Source organism: Caballeronia sp. ATUFL_M2_KS44 (assembly GCF_023630965.1).
Classification (GTDB): domain Bacteria; phylum Pseudomonadota; class Gammaproteobacteria; order Burkholderiales; family Burkholderiaceae; genus Caballeronia; species Caballeronia concitans.
Map to the genome: position 1 here is coordinate 95,071 of NZ_JALQEA010000039.1, position 21,390 is coordinate 116,460.

The window sequence follows — 21,390 nt, forward strand, 5'->3', positions numbered from 1 at the left end:
CGTGACGGTTTGTCGACGCTTTTCAAGCTGGTAATACCAGTTTGTCGACGGTGCGTCCGCGCCAGATTCGCCGTCCACGCGCTAATTTGCGGCTCAGATGGCCGTTTCGTGCTTTTAGGCGTGATACGATCAGGGCTGGTAATACCAGTCAGAGGGTCGAGGCGATATGGAAGAGACAAAGCGAAATCTTGCCGATGTCGTGGTCGAACGCATCGAGCGATTGATAGTCGACGGCGTGCTGAAAGAGGGCCAGGCGCTTCCCTCCGAGCGTCGTCTCACGGAAAAGCTCGGTGTTTCGCGTACGGCGTTGCGTGAAGGCCTGAAAGTCTTGCGTGCGCGCGGACTGATCGAAACATCGCAGGGAAAGGGATCGATCGTGGCGAACCTGACTGTCGAACCCGCCCAGACGCCGATGATGCATCTGCTGAGTTCGCAGCCGCGCACGCTGTACGACCTGCTGGAGGTGCGCGAGATGATCGAAGCGGAGTCGGCCCGGCTGGCAGCATTGCGCGGCACGGCAGCCGACCACCTGCTGATCAAGCGCCGCTATGAAGCCATGCTGGCGGCGGATTCCGAAGACACCGATGCCTCAACCCATGCGCGGCTCGATCACGCCTTTCATCTGGCGATTTGCGAGGCATCGCATAACCCGGTGCTCGTTCATACGCTGTCCTTTCTCAACGACCTGATGTTGAGTTCCGTGTTCGCGTCCGTGAACAATCTCTATCATCGCGAGCCGCATAAACGGGTGATCGACAGGCAGCACGCGCGGCTCTACAACGCGGTCACGGGTCAGTTGCCGGAGCAGGCGCGGCGCGCAGCCAGCCAGCATATTCGCAGCGTGCGCGACGGCTTTTCGGAGATCGAGCAGGAAGAGCAGCGGCTGGTGCGATCGACACTGCGGCTCGAAGGATGGTCCTGATCGAAGGCTGGTTCACCCAGCCTTCGAGGTCAGACTTACCCCGAAGGGCTTCGCTTCAGTGCTTTTGCTGCGTTCTGAACGCATGCAGCAGGGGCTCGGTATAGCCGCTCGGTTGAGCGCGCCCGTCGACCACCAGCGCCCACGCAGCCTTGAACGCCAGTGAGTTGTCGTAAGCCGGCGCCATCGGCTGATAGTGAGGATCGCCTGCGTTCTGCTTGTCCACGACTTCGGCCATGCGCTCGAAGGTTTCGCGCACGAATTCCGACGTCACGACTCCATGACGCAGCCAGTTCGCAATGTGCTGGCTGGAAATGCGCAGCGTGGCGCGGTCTTCCATGAGGCCGACGTTGTGGATATCGGGCACCTTCGAGCAGCCCACGCCCTGATCGATCCAGCGCACCACATAACCGAGAATGCCTTGAGCGTTGTTCTCGACTTCGCTGCGAATCTCGTCTTGCGTCCACTCTGCGCGCTCGACGACGGGAATCGTCAGCAGACCATCGAGCAGTTCGTCGCGCACGCCGGCGAGATCGGTGCTCTCCAGCGCCTTCTGCACGCCCTGCACGTCGACCTGATGATAGTGAAGCGCATGCAGCGTCGCAGCGGTCGGCGACGGAACCCACGCGGTATTCGCGCCCGCCTTCGGGTGAGCGATCTTCTGTTCGAGCATCGCGTGCATGAGGTCGGGCATGGCCCACATGCCCTTGCCGATCTGCGCGCGCCCGCGCAGGCCGACGGCAAGACCGGTCAGCACATTGCTGCGCTCATAGGCGGCGATCCACTTGCTCGACTTCATGTCGCCCTTGCGCATCATCGGGCCCGCTTCCATCGACGTATGCATCTCGTCGCCGGTGCGGTCGAGGAAACCCGTGTTGATGAACGCGACGCGCGCAGCGGCTGCGTCGATGCACGCGGCGAGGTTCACGCTCGTGCGGCGCTCCTCATCCATGATGCCCATCTTGATGGCATTGCGCGGAAGGCCGAGCACGTCCTCGATCCGCCCGAACAGCTCGCTCGCGAAGGCCACTTCGGCGGGACCGTGCATCTTCGGCTTCACGATATAGATGGAGCCGGTGCGCGAGTTCAGCTTGTGCGTGCGGTCATGCAAGGCGCAGAGCGTCGTGACGACGCCATCGAGGATACCTTCGGGAATTTCGCGGCCTTCGGCGTCGAGCACCGAAGGGTTCGTCATCAAGTGGCCGACGTTGCGGATGAACAGCAGCGAGCGGCCATGCAACGTGACGGGCTTGCCGTCGGCGCCGATGTATTCGCGGTCGGCGTTCAGGCGGCGCGTGAAGGTCTTGCCGCCCTTCGTCACTTCTTCGGTGAGCTTGCCGGTCATCAGGCCGAGCCAGTTGCGATACAACTGCACCTTGTCGTCGGCATCGACGGCGGCAACCGAATCTTCGCAGTCGATGATCGTGCTCACGGCGGCTTCCATGAGCACATCCTTCACATGCGCGGCATCCGTTTTACCGATGACATCGTTCGCGTCGAACTGAATCTCGAAGTGCAGGCCGTTGTGTTTGAGCAGCACGGCGAACGGCGCGTTCGCATCGCCCACGAAGCCGATGAACGCAGCCGGATCCTTCAGGCCGGTCGTGCGTCCATTGACGGACACGGCCAGCTTTCCGTTCTCGATCGTGTAGCTCGTCGCTTCCGCATGCGAGCCGTCAGCGAGCGGTGCGGCCTGATCCAGAAAGCGGCGCGCGAACGCAATGACACGTGCGCCGCGCTTCGGGTTGTACTCGGACGAGCGGGCGGCGCCGTCGGCGTCGTCGATCGCGTCGGTGCCATAGAGCGCGTCGTAGAGGCTGCCCCAGCGCGCATTCGCGGCGTTGAGCGCATAGCGCTGATTGGACAGCGGCACGACGAGCTGCGGGCCGGCTTGTTCGGCGATTTCGCGATCCACGCCGGTCGTGCTCGCCTGCGATTTGGCCGGCACCGGCACGATGTAGCCGATGCTCTCCAGGAAGCTGCGATACGCGTTCAGATCGCGCACGGGGCCCGGATGCTCGCGGTGCCATGTGTCGAGTTCGGCTTGCAGCCGGTCGCGTTCGGCGAGCAGCGCGCGATTCTTCGGTGCGAGGTCGTGAACGATGGCGGCGAATCCGCGCCAGAATTGCTCTACGTCGACACCGGTGCCGGGCAATGCCTCGGTCTCGATGAAATGGGCGAGCTTCTCAGCGACGCGGAGGCGGTCGCGCTGAGTCATTTCCGTCATGTACTGCTCCAAGGTGACTTGCGATTCGAGGCTGGCCGCTGCGAGCGCGCACGCTCGGCAGGGACTCGATGCTCGGGAAGAATGGATGCGCTTTAGGCGAGTGCTGCCGCGCCGGCCTTTGCGATCTGCGAATCTTCGGCGGGCTTCATGCCGGAGACGCCGATGGCGCCGACCACGTGGCCGTCCGCGATCAGGGGAACGCCGCCTTCGAGCGCGGTGACGATCGGCGCGGTGGTGAAGGCGGTGCGTCCGCCGTTGACCATGTCTTCGTAAGCCTTCGATTCACGGCGTCCCACGGCTGCCGTGCGGGCCTTGCCGATCGAGATTTCGGCGCCGATCGGCGCGCATCCATCCAGACGCAACATGCCGAGCAAATGGCCTCCGTCGTCGACCACGGCGATCGCGACCGGCCAGTTCTGCTTGTTTGCCTCGGCCTGTGCAGCGGAAAGCACGCGGGTCACGTCGTCGATGGAAATCACAGGTTTCGTTTGCATAAGGAATCTCTCTTTCGATAACTAAAACAGCCGCGCGTCGAAAGCGCTTCGTGTTGAAGCGCCCTCGACGCGCGAAGAACAATCGGACCATGCAACGAAAGGCTTACCGCTCGATGGTCAATGCGGCAGCGCGGGAATCATCCAGCTCAGCACGTGCTGCTGCAGGAAGACCAGCACGCCGAGCAGAAGCGTGAGAAACACGCTATGCCAGAACGTGCGGGCGAATACGAGGCCTTCCTTGCCCTTGAGTTCGGTCGTCGACACACCGGTCGCGATGTTCTGCGGCGAGATCATCTTGCCCATCACGCCGCCCGACGAATTGGTCGCTGCCATCAGCACCGGATCGAGACCGACCTGGCGAGCCGCCACGACTTGCAGATTGCCGAAGAGCGCATTTCCCGATGTATCGCTGCCCGACAGAAACACCGCGATCCATCCGAGCGATGCCGAGACGAGCGGGAACAGTGCGCCCGTCGACGCGACGCCCATGCCGAGCGTGTAGCTCATGCCCGAGTAGTTCAACAGGTAGGCGAGGCCCACGATCATCATGACGGTCATGATGGCGATGCGCGTCTGACGCCACGTCTTCACGACGCACTCGAAGAAGGCGCCGACGCCGGTGCGCGTCCACAGCGCCGTGATCAGCGCGGCAACCAGAATGGCCGTGCCCGTTCCCAGCGGCTGGAAGTCCCACACTGCTGCGTAAGGCTTGTTGTAGAGCGTCACGAAGACAGCGTTATGCAAGCCGGGCCACTGCACCTTCACATCGCCGATGGATGCAACGTCGGCATGGACCCAGAAGATCACGACGACCGACACCACGATCCACGGCAGCCAGCCGCCAAAGCCGACAGGCTTGCCCGGCTTTTCCGCGCCCGCGCTGCGCACGACCGCGAACTCGGGGTCCGGCTCAGGCCGCCACACTTTCAGGAAGCCGATCGTGACCACGAGCGACGTAAGGGACGAAAGCACGTCCGTCAACTGGTAACCGAGGAAGTTCGACGTGACGAACTGAGCCGCCGCGAAGCTCCCGCCCGACGCAAGAAGGGCCGGCCAGAGTTTGCGGATGGAGCGAAAGCCGCCGTAGACACCGACGACATAGAACGGCAGCAGCAACGCGAAGAAGGGGAGTTGTCGGCCGACCATCGCGGCGAGCGTCGGCGCCGGAAGCGACGAGACCGCACCCAGCACGGTGATCGGCACGCCGAGCGCGCCGAACGCGACAGGCGCGGTGTTGAAGATCAGCGTATAGGTAAGGGCTTCCAGCGCCGGAAAGCCCAATCCGACGAGCAGCGCGCTCGTGATCGCGATAGGCGTGCCGAAGCCCGAAATCCCTTCCAGCAGACAGCCGAACGAAAAGGCGACGACGAGCAGCACGAGACGCCGGTCGTTGGGCAAATGATCGAGCATCCACTGCCGGAATTGATCGAAGCGCCCGGATTTCACCGCGATGTTATAGAGCAGAAGCGCGTTGACCACGATCCACATCACCGGCACGAGCGCGAGCGCCATGCCCGCGGCGACAGAATCGAGCGCGATGCCGACGGGCATCTTCCACACGCCTACCGCGATGGCGAGCCCGGCGATCAAGCCGGCCAGCGAAGCCTGCCATGCGGGACGGCGCAGCAGACCGAGCATGACGAGCGCCACGGCGATCGGCACGGCCGCGACGAGGAATGAAAGCAGGAGTGAGTGCCCAACTGGCGTGAGCGGCTGTGAAAAAGCTGTAGCCGGAATGGCGGGTACCGCGGGTGTCATCGTGTCTCCTTGTGCGGACCCTGATTTCGCGAACCGGGTCTCGATTTATGTTCGTTAGGGCGGTCGCCGTTTCCGACGTTCGCCACAGAGCGGATGCAGAGCACGCATCCAACGCCTGAACGCCGCGAATTCTTGCAGCAACCCGCTGCAACTGTCCATCTCACATCAGCTGGTAATACCAGTTTTTTTGGTACGCGAAGAGACACTCGACGATAAGAGACCGGGTAGCACGACTCGAAGCGCCATGCCGCGCGGTGAAGCACGCGCGCTACGACGTGGTCATACCAGCGACGCTCGCGCTGAACTTGATAGCTGATTGTCAGGAAAGGGCCGCGCCGTGCCACGTCACGGTACAGGCCGTTGCCATCGGGCGACTGGCATTAGAATGAACTGCTCGCACCTGCACCGCCGTACAAGACAATTCATGCAAGTCGCTCCGTTGCCGCCCGACGAGACCGAACGTCTGCGCGTATTGCACAGGCTCGCCATTCTCGACACTGCTCCAGAAGAAGCGTTCGACCGCATCACGCGCGTGCTGGCGCATATGCTCGGCGTGCCCATCGCGCTCGTTTCGCTGATCGACGAACATCGGCAGTGGTTCAAGTCGCGCGTGGGACTGGAGGCCTGCGAGACGCCGCGTGGCATCGCTTTCTGCGCGCACGCGCTGCTCGAAAGCGACATGCTCGTCGTCGAAGATGCTCGTAACGATCCGCGCTTTTTCGACAACCCGCTTGTCACCGGACCGCTGTCGATCGTCTTCTATGCCGGCGTGCCGCTGCGTTCCGCCGAAGGTCACGCGATCGGTACGCTTTGCGCGATCGACACCGTGCCGCGCGTACTATCGACCGACGCGCGCGCCGCCATGCGCGATCTCGCGCACACGGTCGAGCGCGAACTGGCAACGCGTGAAACGGCTCACTCGGCGCGGGCGCTGCATCAAGCGGATGCGCAAGCCATCCGTCTTTCCGAAGCGCGCTTTCGCACCATCTTCGAGCAGACGCCGACCGGCACCGCGATCGTCGCGCTGGACGGGCGCTTTATCGAAGTGAACTCGCACCTGTGCCAGATGCTCGGCTACAGCGCCGACGAACTGCTAGCGCTGACGTTCCAGCAAATCACCTTCGTGGAGGATCTGGAGGAGGATTTGCAGCATCTGCGGCAGTTGGTGGCGGGTGTCATCGCTACCTATACGATCGAAAAGCGTTATGTGCGCAGGGACGGCACTCACTTGTGGGTGCAGTTGCATGTCGCGCTCGTGCGAACTCACAACGGCGATCCTTTGCATGTCATCGCCGTGGTCGAGGACATCGAGGCGCGCAAGGAAAACGAGCGGTTTCAGCGCGAGTATCGCGCCGCGCTCGAAGAGCAAGTGGCGAAGCGCACCGACGAATTGCGCACGACGAACGTGCAACTGCGCGGCGAAGTCGCGCGCCGCGAGACATCGGAAGCGATGCTGCGTGCGCAGAACCATCACCTTCAGGCCGTGATCGACAATGCGCAGGACGCGTATGTCGCAATCGACGGCGACGGCTACATCACCGAATGGAACGACGCGGCAGAGCACATGTTCGGCTGGGCCCGGCACGAGGCATTGGGCCGGCCCATGGTCGAGACGATCATTCCGCCGACGTGGCGCGACGCGCACGATGCGGGCATGCGGCGCTTCATGCACACGGGCGTCGCCGTCATTCTCTCCAAGGCTATCGAAGTCCTGGCGCTGCGCCGTTCAGGCGATACGTTCCCGGCGGAATTGCGTATCTCGACGGCGGCCACGCCGAGCGGCAAGACGCTCTTCGCGTTCATCACGGATGTGAGCGAGCGCAAGCGTGTCGAAGCCGAAATCATCGAAAGCCGCGAAGCGATTCAAAAGGTCACCGACAGCTTGCCGGTTCTGATCGCTTACGTCGATCGCGAGCTGCGCTATCAATTCAACAACGAGGGTTATCGGCGGCTGCTGAACCGCGACATCGCATCGATGCGCGGACAGCCCGTGGCCACGGTCATGCCGCGTGCGGTGTATCGCACGCTGCTGCCTTCGTTTCGCCGCGCGCTCGCGGGGGAGCGTGTGCAACACGATGATGTCGAGGACCGCGAAGTCGAAGGGCGCACGTGGAGCGTTTCGCTCGTGCCGGACACGCGTGGCCGCGAAGTGATCGGCTTCTACATGCTGGCGCAGGACGTCACCGCGCGTCGGCTCGCCGAACGCGAACTCAGGGTGCAAGCACTGCGCGATCCGCTTACCGGCCTGCCGAATCGTCGTGCGCTGCTGGCGCATCTGGCGCAGCACATCGGGCTCGATGCGGCGAAACGGCAAGCGCTTGCCGTGTTCTTTCTGGACCTCGACGGCTTCAAGCCCGTCAACGATGCATACGGTCACGAAACAGGCGACGAGCTATTGCGGCTAGTCGGCCATCGCCTCAAGGAAACGGTGCGCAACAGCGATTTCACGAGCCGTCTCGCAGGCGATGAATTCGTCATTGTTTGCCATGATGTCGCCGATCAGGCCGTTGCGAGAAGCATCGCCGAATCGATCTGCATTGCGCTGAACAGCCCGTTTCGATTGTCCGAGCACGACGTCACGATAGCCACGAGCGTGGGCGTCGTACTGTGCGATGCAACGGTGCAAGCGACGCCGGCCACGCTATTGGCCGCCGCCGACATGGCAATGTACGAAGCCAAACGAAAGGGCAGAAACAACTATCACTTCGCGCCGCATTCAGCGGAAACCTTTCCGGGCTGAGGTTATGGCTTCTCTTAAGGCAGCGTATGGCGGCGTTGGCGAACCGAAGCAAGCAGCAGGATAGTCGCGACGCAAAACCCTGCACCGACATAGAACGTGGCGGCCGGATTGACGCGATCCCAAATCGCTCCAGCGAGAATGCTGGACAGCAACGTCACGCCGCCGCTGAACAGGTTGAAGAAACCGAACGCCGTTCCGCGCGAATCAGGCGGCGCCGCCTGTGCAACCATGGTCGCGAGCAGGCCTTGCGTCATGCCCATATGCATGCCCCAAAGCGCGACGCCCACGACGACCAGCCCCCAATGCGTCGCGTGTGCGAGCGCGAGATCGGCGGCGATGAGAACGCCAAGTCCGCCGATCAGCAGCCGCGTATGACTGACTCTGTCCGCGAGCTTGCCGAACGGGTAGGCGCAGAGCGCGTACACGACATTCATCGCGACCATGACGAGTGGAACGAGCGCCGTGGGCACGCCGCTTTGCATCGCGCGGAGAACGAGAAACGCCTCGCTGAAGCGCGCCAGCGAGAACACCGCGCCGATGGCGACAATCCACCAGTAGCCGCTGCCGAGTTCGACGAGCTTGCGCCAGCGAATGGGATTCGCGCGCTTCGTGCCTTCGGCATGGTGCGCATGCGTGGGCTCCTCGATGCCGATAGCCAGCAGCGCGACCGCGAGCAATCCCGGTATGACAGCGATCCAGAATGCGAGGCGATAGTTGTCGGACCAGGCGAGCATGATGCCGACGGCGAGCAGCGGCCCGAGGAATGCGCCGACGGTGTCGAGCGACTGACGCAATCCGTATGCAGCGCCGCGCAGGTGAGGCGGCGTGACGTCGGCCACGAGCGCGTCGCGTGGCGCGCCGCGGATGCCTTTCCCGATGCGATCGATGACGCGCGCGGTCATGACGACGCCTATCGTCGGCGCTATCGCAAACAGCGGCTTGCTCAATGCGCCGAGCGCATAGCCGGCAACGGCGAGCCATTTGCGATTGCGAAGGTAATCGCTCAGCGCGCCTGAAAACACCTTGACGATGGGCGCGGTGGCCTCCGCGATGCCTTCGATCAGGCCGATGGTCGTGGCGCTTGCGCCGAGGCTCGCGAACATGAACATCGGAAGAAGGCTATGGATGATTTCCGACGATACGTCCATGAGCAGGCTCACGCACCCGAGCACCCAGACGCTTCGTGGTATCTGGCGAAGAATGCCGGGTCGCTGTTGGCTTTGCGTCATGGCTGTTAGTATACCCCCCTACCTTATATGAAAACATCGTCATGCATACAGCAAAGGATAAAGCGCGCCTCATGGCGCGCATTCGCCGCATCAAGGGACAAGCCGAAGCCTTGGAGCGCGCGCTCGAAAACGAAGTCGGTTGCGCGGAAGTGCTCATGCTCGTCGCGTCGATGCGCGGGGCGGTGAACGGCCTGACTGCGGAAGTGATGGAAGATCATATTCGCCATCACATCGTCGATCCCGCTAGCGACAATTCGAGTCAGGCACGCGGCGCGGCCGAACTCATCGACGTCTTGCGCACTTACATCAAGTAACAAGCGATTCACCATGATTTCGATTACCGACATGTTGCAGCAGGGGACAACGCACCTCTGGCTGTTTATTCCGAGCGCCATCATGCTGGGCGCGCTTCATGGGCTCGAACCCGGTCATTCGAAGACGATGATGGCCGCGTTCATCATCGCTATTCGCGGAACGGTTCTGCAAGCGGTTCTTCTCGGATTGTGCGCGACGGTATCGCATACGGCCATTGTCTGGATCATCGCTTTAGGCGGGCAATATTTCGGCCGCGACTGGAGCAGCGAGGCGACGGAGCCGTATCTGCAGATGGCATCGGCTGCACTGATTCTTGTCATCGCGCTATGGATGCTGTGGCGGACATGGCGCGAGCGAAAGAGGGATCATGCGCATCATCATCACGATCATGACGATGAAGTGCGAAGGATCGACACGGGGCACGGCGTCATTGCGCTCGAAGTCTTCGAAGACAACGTGCCGCCGCGCTTCCGTGTCCGCTTCGAGCATGCGGTTCGTGCGCCTCGAGAACAGTCGATCGGCATTCGCACCATTCGCGCGGACGGCACGCAGCAGCACTTCCATTTGGCGAGCAAAGGCGAGTATCTGGAATCGGTCGAAGACATTCCTGAGCCGCATGAATTCACGGCGCGCGTGTCGATCGGGCATCGCGATCACTCGCACGACTATGACGTCGCATTCAGCGAGCATCATCACGATCACAGCCACATGAATCTCGGCGACGAAGACGACGCGCACGCACGCGCGCATGCCGACGATATTCGCCGACGCTTTCAAGGCCGAACCGTAACGACCGCGCAAATCATGTTGTTCGGCTTGACGGGCGGGCTCATTCCTTGTCCGGCTGCGATCACGGTTCTGCTTTTGTGCATTCAGCTCAAGCAACTCTCGCTCGGTTTCCTGCTTGTGATGTGCTTCAGCGTCGGGCTTGCCGTGACGATGGTATCGGCGGGCGTGCTCGCGGCGCTCAGCGTGCGGCATGTCGAAAAGCGCTGGTCCGGATTCTCCGACCTGGCTCGTCGCGCGCCTTATGTCTCGTCGATGCTTATTCTGTGCGTCGGGTTTTATATGGCGTGGTCGGGCTGGCAGGCGCTGCCGGTTCACTCTTGATGATCGATCGATACGCGCGTGATGCCTTTCCGACGGCGTGTGAATTGCGGATAGCCGATTCACACGACCCGAGCGATTCAACGAAATCGTTCTCACTCACGACGCGCATGTTCGAGAAAGAATCGCACCATCTCGGCGCTGGCATCGGGGCCGGAAGGATCGGTATAGCTTCCCGTCGATGAGCCTCCTGCCCACGCATGAGGCGCGCCGTGAATGATCCATAGTTCGGCATCGGCGCCGGTCTGCGACTTCATGTGCCGGACCGTGTGTTTTCTCGCGCGGCTATCGCTGCTCGACGCGCGAACGGGTATCGCTTCACTCGCGGAAAACGCGCGCACCAGTTCGTTGGCATTGGCAGGATGCACGGTGGCATCGGCATCGCCATGAAAAACGATCAGCGGGCATTGCGACGCCTGCGCGTAATGCGTGTCCTTCGCTTTCGATTTCACCTTGCCGCCGCGCATGGCCGCCAGCGCGGACGGCAGGTCGTGCGCGCATCCTACCGGCAGGCCCGAATGAACGCCCGCTGCCGCGTAGAGATCGGGATAGGTTTGCGCGACGATCGCCGCCATCGCACCGCCCGCCGAAAGACCCGCAACGAAGACGCGTTTCGGATCGACGTTGTAGTTCGCCATGACCTCTCGCGTGATGCCCGCGATCAGCGACGGCTCGCCCTGGTCGCGCCGCTGATCGGCAGGTCTGAACCAGTTCCAGCATTTCGATGTGTTCGCGCCTTGCGGCTGGATCGGATAAACGACGATGAAGCCTTCTGTTTCGGCAAGCGCGTTCATCTTCGTGCCGGCTGCGAAATCGTCGGCGTCCTGCGTGCAGCCGTGCAGCATGACGATCAGAGGCAGCGGTTCACTGCGATATTGGGCGGGAACGTAGACCTTGTAATCGCGCTGGCCAGCGGCGTTCGCGTAGCGCCGCGTGCTGAAGTGCCCGCGATCCTGCACGTCCGCTTCGGTGTGCGTCGCATGAACGGGACGCCGAGGTTGCAGGAGATCGGCGAAGCGCGTCGTGGTCGTGTCGTCACGCGGGTGTGCATGCGTCGTTGCCGCGTCCGTCGGTTCGCCACGCATGGCGCGCTTGACGATTTCCGCGGCCGCAGCGGGATCGTTGTTGCGAAAGAGGGTGAACGCCTCTTTCATCGAGTCGAGAAATCCTTCATTGAGTTTCATGTGTCTTCCGGTAGCGGGAAAAGAGTCAGGCGCATTAGCGGATGCGATCCGCCAACGCGGCCTTGACCGCCGGTGATGCATGGAGCGCGCCTCGAACGAGAATCGAGTCGATCGCTGCCAGCGCGAGTTCGGGTGAGACGTCCGTGGCAATGCTCGCCAATCCCAGCACCTGAATCCTGAGACGCTGATTGGCCGCGCACGCCGCCTCGAGGTCTTGCTTCGAAAAATGCTGAAGGCCCAGGACGAATTCACGCCGCGTCACGGTGTCCTTGACGGCCGGAGCATGAATCGACAACTGGTTGCGAATGGCCGTCCGGATCAGATCCGTGCGGTTCGAATAAAAACCTTCTTCGACGAGCAAGTCGATCTGGCCCAGGTCGATCGGGCCGAGATTGATCGTGATCTTTTCGGTTTCGCTGCCTCGTGAGCGATCCGGCACTTCTTTTGCCATCTGTCGATATCCTCCTCTTACCATCCATGTGGATGGTTATAGGCTGATTTCAAGAGGGCGTCAACGCGGATTTCTAAAGCCGAAGAGACGTCGATCGCTAGCCGACGCGGAGCCACCGGCCCGATTCCGGGCACACGGCGGCTCGTGAGCCGTTCAGGCGGACTTGTTCGTCATCGAGATGCAGCGACGTCGAGCGGTCGGTATCGAAGACGATCTTCAGCGCATTCGAGATACCGGTGTCTTCGATGGGCAATTCCCACGTCAGGAAGATCTGGGTGAAGTCCTGGTCCGGGGCGAAGTCGGCCGAAGAAAAAGTGTCCCTGCCGCGAAGAATGACTCCATGCGGCTGAACGGGATCGAAAACCACGGCGGTTCCCCGCTCGAGGGCGATGCGTTGGCCCGTCGAGGGAAAGAGCAAATCGAGGCCCTTGTCTTCGCTGAGGAAGAGATTGCAGAAGGCGGCGCCGCCGTATTGCTCGCCGTCATGGTGATATCTCGCGCCACGACAGGCCATGAGCGCCATGTGGCTATCGGCAAGCGCAGCGGACAGTCCCAGGTCGCCTAGCCAGTCGGACAGAGCGTTCACGCAGCGCTTGTAATCCGGCCAGCGCACTTGCGTGCGCGGCAGATGCATCGCCTCGACGTCACCAGGTTCGAGAGCGAGTTGCGCCGACGTCTCTCTTCGCCAATCCGCAAGCACGGCCGCAGAAGGCGCGGGCAAATCGAGCGTGCCGGATAGAACGATGTCGCTCAGGCGTCGGCTGCGGATGGCGTCGCCGCTTCGGAAGAAGGAAGTCAGCATGTCTCGCATTCGATGCTGTTGATGGATCGTCGAGAGATTGTAGCGGCCACCTTCGCCGCCGCGTGTCACGTCCAAAGAGCGCGTTTTTCCGCCCCGGCTTCGGCCGCTTCGTCTGCACATTCGGGGTAAACGCGCGCAGAAAGTATTGCTCTGCGTGCGAAGCAGAGCGGTAGAGACGACTGCGCGTGTTGCCGTATGACGAAACGTCGACGCGGATGCGAATCGATTGAGTTGGTTGGTATTGCTTAGAAATTACTACGACCGTTCGAGTTTTACTCGGCAATATATACGGCGTTGAAACCTTATATCGCTAAAAGCTGATAAATCATTTACCGACATAGGGTTATTTTCTGAAATTAGGCGTCCAGTCTTTTCGAAAAAGCAAACGATTGCGGGCGCTTTTTCCGCCTACGGTATGAATAAAAGGCAGCCTCTTCTAATTTCAGAGTGTTACATCCAGAAACGTTTGCGGTCGTTTTAGGACTCTATACTTCGACCTCCTCAAGCAAACGTGAATAATTTTCTGTGTCTTCGAATACTCTTACCAAAACGCAGGACAAAAATTCCCTGTTTAGCGTCGCCAATAAAATCAACGCACCTTTGACGCGTAGAAATTTCTTGTCTTACATGATGGCAGGCGCAGGAAGCGCCGCCTTGGCCGCCTGCGGTGGCGGCAGCGAAGCCGGCGCCGACGCGGCAAACACGGCGGCCGTGGCAAAAGCCGCCTCTTCGAGCGGAACGGTTATTCCGCCGGCAGCGTCCATCACGGATAGCTCGGGCGCCATCTGGACGCTCGTGGGCGGCCACGCGACGCGCAACGGCGTGACCATGGGGACGGGTTCCCCGCTCGCGTACACGACGCTCCTGTATTTCAACGGCGCGGTCTATGGCAAGAACTCGGCCGGCAACTGGTTCAAGAACGGAACCTCGCCGTGGCAAAGCCTCGGCACCGCTGACCCGCGCGGCACCGCGGCAAGCACCGGCTCGCAAGGCGCCAGCAACACCAGCACCAGCGGCGTGCTGCAAGACAAGTCGTTCGGCGTGAAGGGCGATGGCACCACCAACGACCGCGCGGCGCTTCAGGCTGCCATCGACGGCTCGGTCGGTCAGATTCTCCTCATCACGGGCCAGAGCCGTATCGACACGACCGGTCTCACGCTGCACACGAACACGCATATCCGCTTCGCGCAGGGCGCGTCGATCAAGATGCTCGCGCACAACACCGGCTCGTATCAGATGATGCGTGTGTGGGACGTGAGCAACGTGAACATCGAAGCACCGTACCTCGACGGCAGCAAGGAACTGAACTCCGCCACGTCGGGCGAATGGGGCATGGGCATATCGATCAACGGCTCGACCGGCGTCACGATCACGAACCCGACGACGATCAACTGCTGGGGCGACGGCGTCTACATCGGCAATAGCCAGAGCGGCTCGAACAAGCCCAGCTCGAACGTGTCGATCAGCGGCCATCACGCGAACGGCTGCCGCCGTCAGGGCGCGACGATCACGTCCGGCAGCGGGATCACGTTCACGAATCCGCTGTGGGAAAACATTGCGGGCACTTCGCCGGCGTGCGGTCTCGACATCGAGCCGAACGACAACAACGCCGTGCTGCAGGCCATCAAGATCGTCAGCCCGACGACTCGGGGTTGCGCCGGCGGCGGCATTCTGGTCTATCTCGGCGCCTTCCCGGGACCGGTCGCGAAGAACGTCGACATCCAGATCACGAACCATACCGACACCTGCACCACCGATTCATTCGACGTCCAGGGTCTTCGGCTGAATGGCTGCGTCGTGACGGGCGCGATCACCAGCACGAACCCGGTGTGGAAGAAGAACTGGTATCTCGCCGACTGGGACAGCAACGGCCCGAAGGTGTCGGTCGTGAATCCGAAGGTGGGCTAAGCCCGCTTAAGCCCGGAGATGTGCCGCTCGCGTTTGCCGACCAGCTAGAAAAAATACACAAGGCCTGGTCGGCCGAGCTTGCGTAGCGGCCGCTTGGCGGCGCGCGGAGGGAACACATCGCATCGATCTTCTTCGACCGCAAAGGTCAACGAGCTGCCAGGCTCACTGACGCCAAATGCAATCGGCCTCGCGACGTCCGCCAAGGCCGATTTTTGCTTTCTATCGCACGCCGATACGCGCCCCTGCCAACCCCAAATGCAACGTGATACGCTGCGCTGTCCTCGCGGCAACGGCACGCGGACGGTTTGCGCGCATCGCGAGCGACATCACCCGAACGCACGGCAGTTCTACGACGCGCTCCACGCACACGCGTGCAGAGCGCATGCACAAGGACAATCACGCTTTGATCAAGGCAATTCTGTGGGACATGGACGGCACGCTCATCGAGAGCGAGTCGCTGCATCTGGCGACGCTCGTCGAGGCGCTCGCGCATCACGGCGTTCAAGCCGGCAATGAAATGCATCCGCTCGTCTTCGGCAAGACCGGGCGCGAAGTGCATGCGCTCGTGCGCGATCGCTTCGGGCTCGCCGTCGATTACAGCGAATGGTCGGCGTTTCGTGCGCGGGCGTATCTGAACGGCGCGCCCAAGCTCGTGCCGCGTCCCGGCGCGCTCGAGGTGTATCGCGCGGCGAAGGCGGCGGGCATCACGCAGGCGATCGTATCGAACGCGTCGCGCATGTTGCTCGAAGCGAACCTGCGCGCGCTTAGTATCGAAGAGCCTTCGCTCATCTCGGTCAGCGTCAACGACGTGCGTCACGGCAAGCCGAGTCCGGAGCCGTACGAGCGCGCAGCGTGGCTCCTGCGTCTCGCGCCGGAAGAGGTCGTTGCGGTCGAAGACAGTCCGACCGGCGCGGGCGGCGCCATCGCCGCGAACATGCGGGTGATCGGCTGGCCCGTCGATGACGAAGCCGCCGCGCTCTTTTCTTCCGAAGCGCAGATCGTGCGGTCGCCCGAAGAACTGGCCGCGAAGCTCGGGCTTGAAACATTCTCGCTGTCGAAGCTCGGCTGAGGCGTTTCCCGGTCCGCGCTCCGTTGCGCGTGCCCTTGGCAGAGGATTTGCATCAGAGTCCGACACCTCCGTTCGCTCATGATCCTTTCATGCCGAAACCGTCGTTTTCCACTCAGCTTCTCACGCTCTGGATTCTGATCGCCGCGCTCTGCGGCTTGCTGAGTGTCGCGGTATGGCTCATGTTGTCGTCGGCGCTGGGCGAGCGCGTCGTCGCCGCGAAGCAGCAAGCCGCGGCCGCCTGCACGGCGGTTGCTTCGCGCTATGACTTGTCGATGCAGCATTCCGGCGAAACCAATGTCGACCTGATGCACGCCGTGCTCGATCTCGTGCTGATCCAGACCGATGGCATCGAAGGCGGCTTCTGGACCACCGATCCGCCTTCGAAAGCGTCGAGCGGTTTCGTCGCGTACGCGTTTCCTACCTACGGCGGCAGCGGCCTCAAGCGCGACATTCCCGAAGCCGAGACGCCGCTCATTCTGCGCGCGCTGAAGAGCGCATCGGGTGCCGGACAGTTGCAGGCCGAGGTCGTGTCGAGCGGAACCGATGCCGTGCTCGCGGTGGCCTGTCCCGTGCCGCATCACGCCGGCCTGCTCGCGTGGACGCTCACGCGCGCGCGCCCTCCGCTCGGACCTTACGGCGAGCGCGCCACGGCCATTCTTGCGAGCGTGCTCGCGCTCATCGTCGTGCTCGCGCTGTTCCTGGCGCTGACGCTCAGGCGATGGCGGCGCAACCTCATGTTGCTGGAACACGCGCTCGCGCCCGGCGGCGATTTCGAGCACGGCAAGCGGCTCGACCGATTCGGCGAACGCGATCTCGACCCGATCGTCGATGCGCTCAACCGTTATGGCGAGCGTGCCGAGCGGCTCAAGCGCGATGCCCACGCGCTGAACCAGCAGCTCGCGCAGGCAGAACGGTTCAGCATGCTGGGGAAGATGGCGGCGCAGATCGCGCATGAGATCCGCAATCCGGCGGGCGCGATGCGTCTCAAGGCCGAAAACGCGCTCGCAGGCGACGGCGCGCGCCGGGAAGCCGCGTTGAGGACGGTGATCGAGCAGGTGGGACGCATCGAGTCGCAGGTGACGAGCCTGCTCGCGCTCACGCAATCGGTGACGGTCCGCGCACGCGAGGTCGATCTTCGCGCGTGGATCGACGATATCGTTCATACGCATGAATCGCGCGCCGAAGCGAGACATGTTTCGCTCGGCGCGGACGTCGCGCAAAGCGGGACACAGCCGGTCTTCGATCCCGCGCAACTGGCGCGCGCGCTGGACAACCTCATCGTGAACGCGCTCGGGCACGCGCCGTCAGGCGGCAACGTCACGGTTCGCGCGTGCTGCGCGGCGTCGGACGGAGGCGCGAGGCTCAGAATCGAAGTCGTCGATAATGGTCCCGGCGTCAGTCCGTCCGAGCGCGAGCGCATCTTCGAGCCGTTCGTGACGGGCCGCCCGGAAGGATCGGGCCTCGGTCTTGCCGTCGTGCGCGAGATTGCGTCGGCGCACGGTGGCCGCGCTTTCCTTGCGGACGATTCCAACGTGACGTGCTTTGTGATCGACTTGCCATGGCGACCATCCTGATCATCGACGACGACGACGCTTTTCGCGAAGGCCTTGCCGAGACGGTGCAGGACCTCGGTCATTCGCCGCTCGAAGCGCGCTCCGGCGATGAAGCGTTCGCGCAGTTGCGCGCGCGTCCCGCGCCGGACTGCATCTTTCTCGACTTCCGCTTGCCGGGCGCGGATGGACTCGCCGTGCTCGAAACGCTGCGCAAGACGGCGGCGCTGCAGACCGTGCCGGTCGTGATGCTCACCGCGCACGCGACGAGCGACAACACCATCGGCGCCATGCGGCTCGGCGCGTTCGAGCATCTCACCAAGCCGGTCGGACGCGACGAGATCGCCGCGCTGCTCGGGCGCATTTTGTCGGCAGAGGCGGGCGCGCCTGCCGCGCGCGTATTCGCCGACGAAGCCGCGTCTGCCGAGCCGAAACTGCTCGGCGTGAGCGAAGCCATGCGCGAGGTGCAGAAGCGCCTCGGCCGCGCGGCGGGCGCGGATTCGACCGTGCTCATCACCGGCGAAACGGGTACCGGCAAGGAAGTCGCGGCGAGCGTGCTGCATCGGGCGTCGTCGCGCGCGAACGGGCCTTTCGTCGCGGTGAATTGCGCGGCCATTCCCGACGATCTGCTTGAGAGCGAGCTTTTCGGGCACGGCAAGGGCGCCTTCACCGGCGCGCAGGGCGACAGGCGAGGGCGGGTCGAAGCGGCGCATGGCGGCACGCTCTTTCTCGATGAAGTCGGCGACATGCGGCTTCCGATGCAGGCCAAACTCCTGCGCGTGCTGCAGGAACGGCAAGTCACGCCGCTCGGCACGAATCGCGTCGTGACGGTCGATGTGCGCGTGGTCGCCGCCACGCATCGCGATCTCGCGTCGATGGTCGAGGCGGGCACGTTTCGTCAGGACCTGCTGTTTCGCCTCAACGTGATTCCGTTGCACATGCCGCCGCTGCGCGAGCGGGTCGCCGATATCCTGCCGCTCGCGGAGCATTTCCTTGCAGGCGCATCGTCCGATGCCGCGCGCAAGCATCTTTCCGCCGATGCTCAGCGCCTGCTCGCCACCTACGCCTGGCCGGGCAATGTCCGCGAGCTTGCGAACGCGATAGAACGGGCGAGCGCGCTCGCGCCCGGACAGGTGCTCACACGCGATGACTTCGCGTTTCTGGCCGCGACGAAAGACAGCGCGGACGACGCGATTCCCCCGACGCTGCTCGAACTTCCGCTCCCGCAAGCGGTGGCGCGGCTGGAGCGTGCGCTGATCGTTCATGCGCTCTGTGCATCGGGCGGCAATCGCGCGGAGGCGGCGCGCCGGCTCGGCATCAGCCGGCAGTCGCTGTACACGCGCATGGCGGCGCTCGGCATGTCCGACGCTTCCGTATAGCCGCGAACCGTCAAGGAATCGGACACGCGCTGTCGGGTTTCTGCACATCTCACCGCCTTGGCGCGCGCCGCACGCGGAGAAGGGCTGTCGCGTGCGAGCGCGCAAGGGCAGGTGGCGCACGTCACGACCGCGCCTCGCGGCGAGCCGACGGCGTGATCCTTCCGACGGCGCGGTCATCAAGCTCCCGCCGCCCGTGGCTCGACGATTCGCCAAGGACTTGGTCGCGCGGTTCGGCACACGATCTCAGGCTCGCGTCTCTCGAACGGCTTCTCGTTACAGGATGCGGCGAATGCGCTTCACGTCCACACGCGCACGTTGCAGCGCCGGACGGAATTCGTGCTCGGCAAATCGCCGCTGGCGTTCTCTGCTTCGCCGGAAACTCGGTCGCGGCGTGCGTGAATTGAGAGTGAACGGTTGATGGCAAGCGGGTCGTCGAGCGCCTGCTGGACGCGAACCGCTTCCAGTTAAGCCGCTTGCATCGCGCTCGCCAGATCCGGCGCTTCGAGTCCCACGAGCAGATCGACTTCGCCGCTGGAAAGCGTCTGTTTCGCGGGCACGCCTGCTGCCTTGAGCGCGTTGTCATCGAGACGCGACGCATCGTCGAGTGCGACGCGCAAGCGCGTGGCCGCCAGCGGTTCGAGCTTGACGATGTTGCTCGCGCCGCCCAGCGCCGCGCGAATCTTCTCGGCGCGCGCCTTGTATTGCGCCGTATCCTGCGCGGTAGCCACGACAGCCGTGGCCGCCGCATCAGGAGCGGCAGCGGCGGCAGCAACGCCCGCCGCCGGCAAATCCGCATCACTGCCCGCGGTCTTCAGATACTCCTGCATGTCGGTCTTCATGTTCTCCGACAGCGGCCCGAATATCGCCTGCACGCCGTTGCCCACGCGCACCACGCCCGCCGCGCCGAGCGCCTTCAGCCGCGCATCGTTGACGAGCGCGGGATCGTTCACCGTGATGCGCAATCGCGTGATGCATGCATCGAGACTCTTGATGTTCGAGCGCCCGCCGAAGGCCAGCACGAGATCGCGCGATCTTCCGCCTTCGCCGCTGGTGCTGACCGGAGCGGTATCCACGGTATCGTCTTCGCGGCCCGGCGTCTTGAGATTAAAGCGAGTAATGACGAAGCGGAACACGCAGTAATAGATCGCCGCGTAGATCGGCCCGAGGATGAACACGTACCACGCGTGCGTCGCCTTGTTGCCGATGAGGTTGAACATCAGAAAGTCGATCCCGCCCTGCGAGAACGTGAAGCCCATGTGCATGTTCAGCGTATTGGCGACGAATTGCGCCGATGCCGCGAGACACGCGTGAATGAAATACAGCACCGGCGCGACGAACAGGAACGCGAACTCGATCGGCTCGGTGATGCCGGTGAGGAAGGAAGTCAATGCCGCCGACACCATCATGCCGCCGACCGCGTTCTTCTTTTCGGGCTTCGCGCAATGCCAGATAGCGATGGCGGCGGCGGGCAGGCCGAACATCTTGAACATGAACGCGCCCGCCAGAATGCCAGCGGTGGGATCGCCCGCGAAGAAGCGGTTGATGTCGCCGTGCACGACCTTGCCGGTCGTCGGATCGAGAAAGCTGCCCGCTTCGAAGAAGAACGGCACGTTCCAGATGTGATGGAGACCGAACGGAATCAGAAGACGCTCGACGAAGCCGTACACGGTCGCCGCCGTGCGCGGATCGGACACGGCGGCCCATTGCGAAAACGCCTTGATCGCGCTGCCGATAGGCGGCCACACGACGGAAAGGATCGCGCCGAGCACGATGGAACCGATCGCCGTGACGATGGGCACGAAGCGCTTGCCCGCGAAGAAGCCGAGATACGGCGGCAGCGCGATCTTGTAGTAGCGGTTGAACATCCACGCCGCGAGGCCGCCCGCGAGAATGCCGCCGAACACGCCGGTCTGGATGGACGGAATGCCCATGATCATGTCCGGCTCGACGCCTTCGACCTTCGCGATCACGCCGAGCGTCGCCGTCATCACGAGATAGCCGATGGTCGCGGCAATGCCCGATACGCCGTCGTTTTCGGTGAAGCCGAGCGCGACGCCGATCGCGAAGATGAGCGGCAGGTTGCCGAAGATCACGTCGCCCGCGTTCTTCATCAGCGCGAGCACGATGGCGGGCACGTAGCCGTGGAAATCGGTCGCGCCGAGGCCGAGCAGCAGGCCCGCGACGGGCAGCACCGCGACCGGCAGCATCAGCGATTTGCCGACTTTCTGCACCACGCCGAATGCGTTCTTGAACATGTC

Annotated in this window: 16 protein-coding genes and 1 pseudogene; 9 read left to right on the forward strand and 8 right to left on the reverse strand. The window is 63.0% G+C overall.

Translation table 11 applies throughout. The annotated features are described in order from the left end of the window. Nucleotides 1–166 precede the first annotated feature (166 nt). Nucleotides 167–922, forward strand: coding sequence for a transcriptional regulator GlcC (gene glcC / locus NCR39_RS15775; RefSeq protein ID WP_040053598.1), 756 nt, complete (start codon nucleotides 167–169; stop codon nucleotides 920–922). Nucleotides 923–977: 55 nt separating this feature from the next. Here the strand turns inward: glcC and NCR39_RS15780 are convergent, their stop codons facing one another. The 3 genes from NCR39_RS15780 to NCR39_RS15790 form a co-directional block, all read right to left on the reverse strand. After that, complete coding sequence (locus tag NCR39_RS15780; protein WP_250453030.1) at nucleotides 978–3,146, reverse strand: malate synthase G; 2,169 nt, start codon at nucleotides 3,144–3,146, stop codon at nucleotides 978–980. A 92-nt stretch (nucleotides 3,147–3,238) separates the two neighbouring features. Next, nucleotides 3,239–3,640 (reverse strand): heme-binding protein, encoded by a 402-nt coding sequence (locus NCR39_RS15785; RefSeq protein WP_040053600.1) that lies wholly within the window; start codon nucleotides 3,638–3,640, stop codon nucleotides 3,239–3,241. Nucleotides 3,641–3,757: 117 nt separating this feature from the next. Continuing rightward, nucleotides 3,758–5,398 (reverse strand): L-lactate permease, encoded by a 1,641-nt coding sequence (locus tag NCR39_RS15790; protein WP_250453031.1) that lies wholly within the window; start codon nucleotides 5,396–5,398, stop codon nucleotides 3,758–3,760. Nucleotides 5,399–5,822: 424 nt separating this feature from the next. Here NCR39_RS15790 and NCR39_RS15795 point away from each other — a divergent pair, with 424 nt between their 5' ends. Next, a complete protein-coding gene (locus tag NCR39_RS15795) occupies nucleotides 5,823–8,138 on the forward strand; it encodes a PAS domain S-box protein (protein WP_250453032.1) in 2,316 nt (771 codons plus the stop codon). Between the two features lie 14 nt (nucleotides 8,139–8,152). On the opposite strand, the gene NCR39_RS15800 is transcribed toward NCR39_RS15795, so the two are convergent. After that, entirely contained in the window at nucleotides 8,153–9,367 is a 1,215-nt protein-coding gene (locus tag NCR39_RS15800) for an MFS transporter (RefSeq protein WP_250453033.1), read from the reverse strand. Nucleotides 9,368–9,408: 41 nt separating this feature from the next. Between NCR39_RS15800 and NCR39_RS15805 the strand changes: the two genes are divergently transcribed. Together NCR39_RS15805 and NCR39_RS15810 are read left to right on the forward strand one after the other, a co-directional pair. Then, entirely contained in the window at nucleotides 9,409–9,681 is a 273-nt protein-coding gene (locus tag NCR39_RS15805; RefSeq protein WP_250453034.1) for a metal/formaldehyde-sensitive transcriptional repressor, read from the forward strand. A gap of 13 nt (nucleotides 9,682–9,694) precedes the next feature. Further along, nucleotides 9,695–10,792, forward strand: a complete 1,098-nt coding sequence (locus tag NCR39_RS15810) for a nickel/cobalt efflux transporter (RefSeq protein WP_250453035.1) — start codon at nucleotides 9,695–9,697, stop codon at nucleotides 10,790–10,792. 92 nt (nucleotides 10,793–10,884) lie between these two features. Here the strand turns inward: NCR39_RS15810 and NCR39_RS15815 are convergent, their stop codons facing one another. From NCR39_RS15815 to NCR39_RS15825, 3 genes are all read right to left on the reverse strand, one after another. Next, complete coding sequence (locus NCR39_RS15815) at nucleotides 10,885–11,973, reverse strand: extracellular catalytic domain type 1 short-chain-length polyhydroxyalkanoate depolymerase (RefSeq protein ID WP_250453036.1); 1,089 nt, start codon at nucleotides 11,971–11,973, stop codon at nucleotides 10,885–10,887. Nucleotides 11,974–12,007: 34 nt separating this feature from the next. Continuing rightward, complete coding sequence (locus tag NCR39_RS15820; protein WP_250453037.1) at nucleotides 12,008–12,424, reverse strand: ribbon-helix-helix domain-containing protein; 417 nt, start codon at nucleotides 12,422–12,424, stop codon at nucleotides 12,008–12,010. 97 nt (nucleotides 12,425–12,521) lie between these two features. Then, the gene (locus NCR39_RS15825; protein WP_250453645.1) at nucleotides 12,522–13,226 is read right to left on the reverse strand and encodes a hypothetical protein; all 705 of its coding nucleotides are present in this window, start codon (nucleotides 13,224–13,226) and stop codon (nucleotides 12,522–12,524) included. A 654-nt stretch (nucleotides 13,227–13,880) separates the two neighbouring features. Here NCR39_RS15825 and NCR39_RS15830 point away from each other — a divergent pair. From NCR39_RS15830 to NCR39_RS29910, 5 genes and pseudogenes are all read left to right on the forward strand, one after another. Beyond that, nucleotides 13,881–15,134, forward strand: coding sequence for a right-handed parallel beta-helix repeat-containing protein (locus NCR39_RS15830; protein ID WP_250453038.1), 1,254 nt, complete (start codon nucleotides 13,881–13,883; stop codon nucleotides 15,132–15,134). A 403-nt stretch (nucleotides 15,135–15,537) separates the two neighbouring features. Next, on the forward strand, nucleotides 15,538–16,203 hold the full coding sequence (locus tag NCR39_RS15835) for an HAD family hydrolase (protein ID WP_250453039.1): 666 nt from the start codon (nucleotides 15,538–15,540) through the stop codon (nucleotides 16,201–16,203). Between the two features lie 89 nt (nucleotides 16,204–16,292). After that, nucleotides 16,293–17,777, forward strand: a complete 1,485-nt coding sequence (locus NCR39_RS15840) for a sensor histidine kinase (protein WP_250453040.1) — start codon at nucleotides 16,293–16,295, stop codon at nucleotides 17,775–17,777. Beyond that, on the forward strand, nucleotides 17,762–19,132 hold the full coding sequence (locus NCR39_RS15845) for a sigma-54-dependent transcriptional regulator (RefSeq protein WP_250453041.1): 1,371 nt from the start codon (nucleotides 17,762–17,764) through the stop codon (nucleotides 19,130–19,132). Before NCR39_RS15840 ends, NCR39_RS15845 begins: the two co-directional genes overlap by 16 nt. Before the next feature lie 255 nt (nucleotides 19,133–19,387). Then, nucleotides 19,388–19,495: pseudogene (locus NCR39_RS29910) on the forward strand (AraC family transcriptional regulator); the annotation flags it as partial. Nucleotides 19,496–19,596: 101 nt separating this feature from the next. Here NCR39_RS29910 and ptsG read toward each other — a convergent pair. Further along, complete coding sequence (gene ptsG, locus NCR39_RS15855) at nucleotides 19,597–21,387, reverse strand: PTS glucose transporter subunit IIBC (protein ID WP_250453042.1); 1,791 nt, start codon at nucleotides 21,385–21,387, stop codon at nucleotides 19,597–19,599. Between the last annotated feature and the right edge of the window lie 3 nt (nucleotides 21,388–21,390).

What these genes read in the sequence shown, in the direction of transcription:
- NCR39_RS15810 (WP_250453035.1), top strand. Translation starts at nt 9,695, where the DNA reads ATGATTTCGATTACCGACATGTTGCAGCAGGGGACAACGCACCTCTGG.
- NCR39_RS15795 (WP_250453032.1), top strand. Translation starts at nt 5,823, where the DNA reads ATGCAAGTCGCTCCGTTGCCGCCCGACGAGACCGAACGTCTGCGCGTA.
- NCR39_RS15785 (WP_040053600.1), bottom strand. Translation starts at nt 3,640, where the DNA reads ATGCAAACGAAACCTGTGATTTCCATCGACGACGTGACCCGCGTGCTT.
- glcC (WP_040053598.1), top strand. Translation starts at nt 167, where the DNA reads ATGGAAGAGACAAAGCGAAATCTTGCCGATGTCGTGGTCGAACGCATC.
- NCR39_RS15780 (WP_250453030.1), bottom strand. Translation starts at nt 3,146, where the DNA reads ATGACGGAAATGACTCAGCGCGACCGCCTCCGCGTCGCTGAGAAGCTC.
- ptsG (WP_250453042.1), bottom strand. Translation starts at nt 21,387, where the DNA reads ATGTTCAAGAACGCATTCGGCGTGGTGCAGAAAGTCGGCAAATCGCTG.
- NCR39_RS15820 (WP_250453037.1), bottom strand. Translation starts at nt 12,424, where the DNA reads ATGGCAAAAGAAGTGCCGGATCGCTCACGAGGCAGCGAAACCGAAAAG.
- NCR39_RS15800 (WP_250453033.1), bottom strand. Translation starts at nt 9,367, where the DNA reads ATGACGCAAAGCCAACAGCGACCCGGCATTCTTCGCCAGATACCACGA.
- NCR39_RS15840 (WP_250453040.1), top strand. Translation starts at nt 16,293, where the DNA reads ATGCCGAAACCGTCGTTTTCCACTCAGCTTCTCACGCTCTGGATTCTG.
- NCR39_RS15825 (WP_250453645.1), bottom strand. Translation starts at nt 13,226, where the DNA reads ATGCTGACTTCCTTCTTCCGAAGCGGCGACGCCATCCGCAGCCGACGC.
- NCR39_RS15815 (WP_250453036.1), bottom strand. Translation starts at nt 11,973, where the DNA reads ATGAAACTCAATGAAGGATTTCTCGACTCGATGAAAGAGGCGTTCACC.
- NCR39_RS15845 (WP_250453041.1), top strand. Translation starts at nt 17,762, where the DNA reads ATGGCGACCATCCTGATCATCGACGACGACGACGCTTTTCGCGAAGGC.
- NCR39_RS15790 (WP_250453031.1), bottom strand. Translation starts at nt 5,398, where the DNA reads ATGACACCCGCGGTACCCGCCATTCCGGCTACAGCTTTTTCACAGCCG.
- NCR39_RS15805 (WP_250453034.1), top strand. Translation starts at nt 9,409, where the DNA reads ATGCATACAGCAAAGGATAAAGCGCGCCTCATGGCGCGCATTCGCCGC.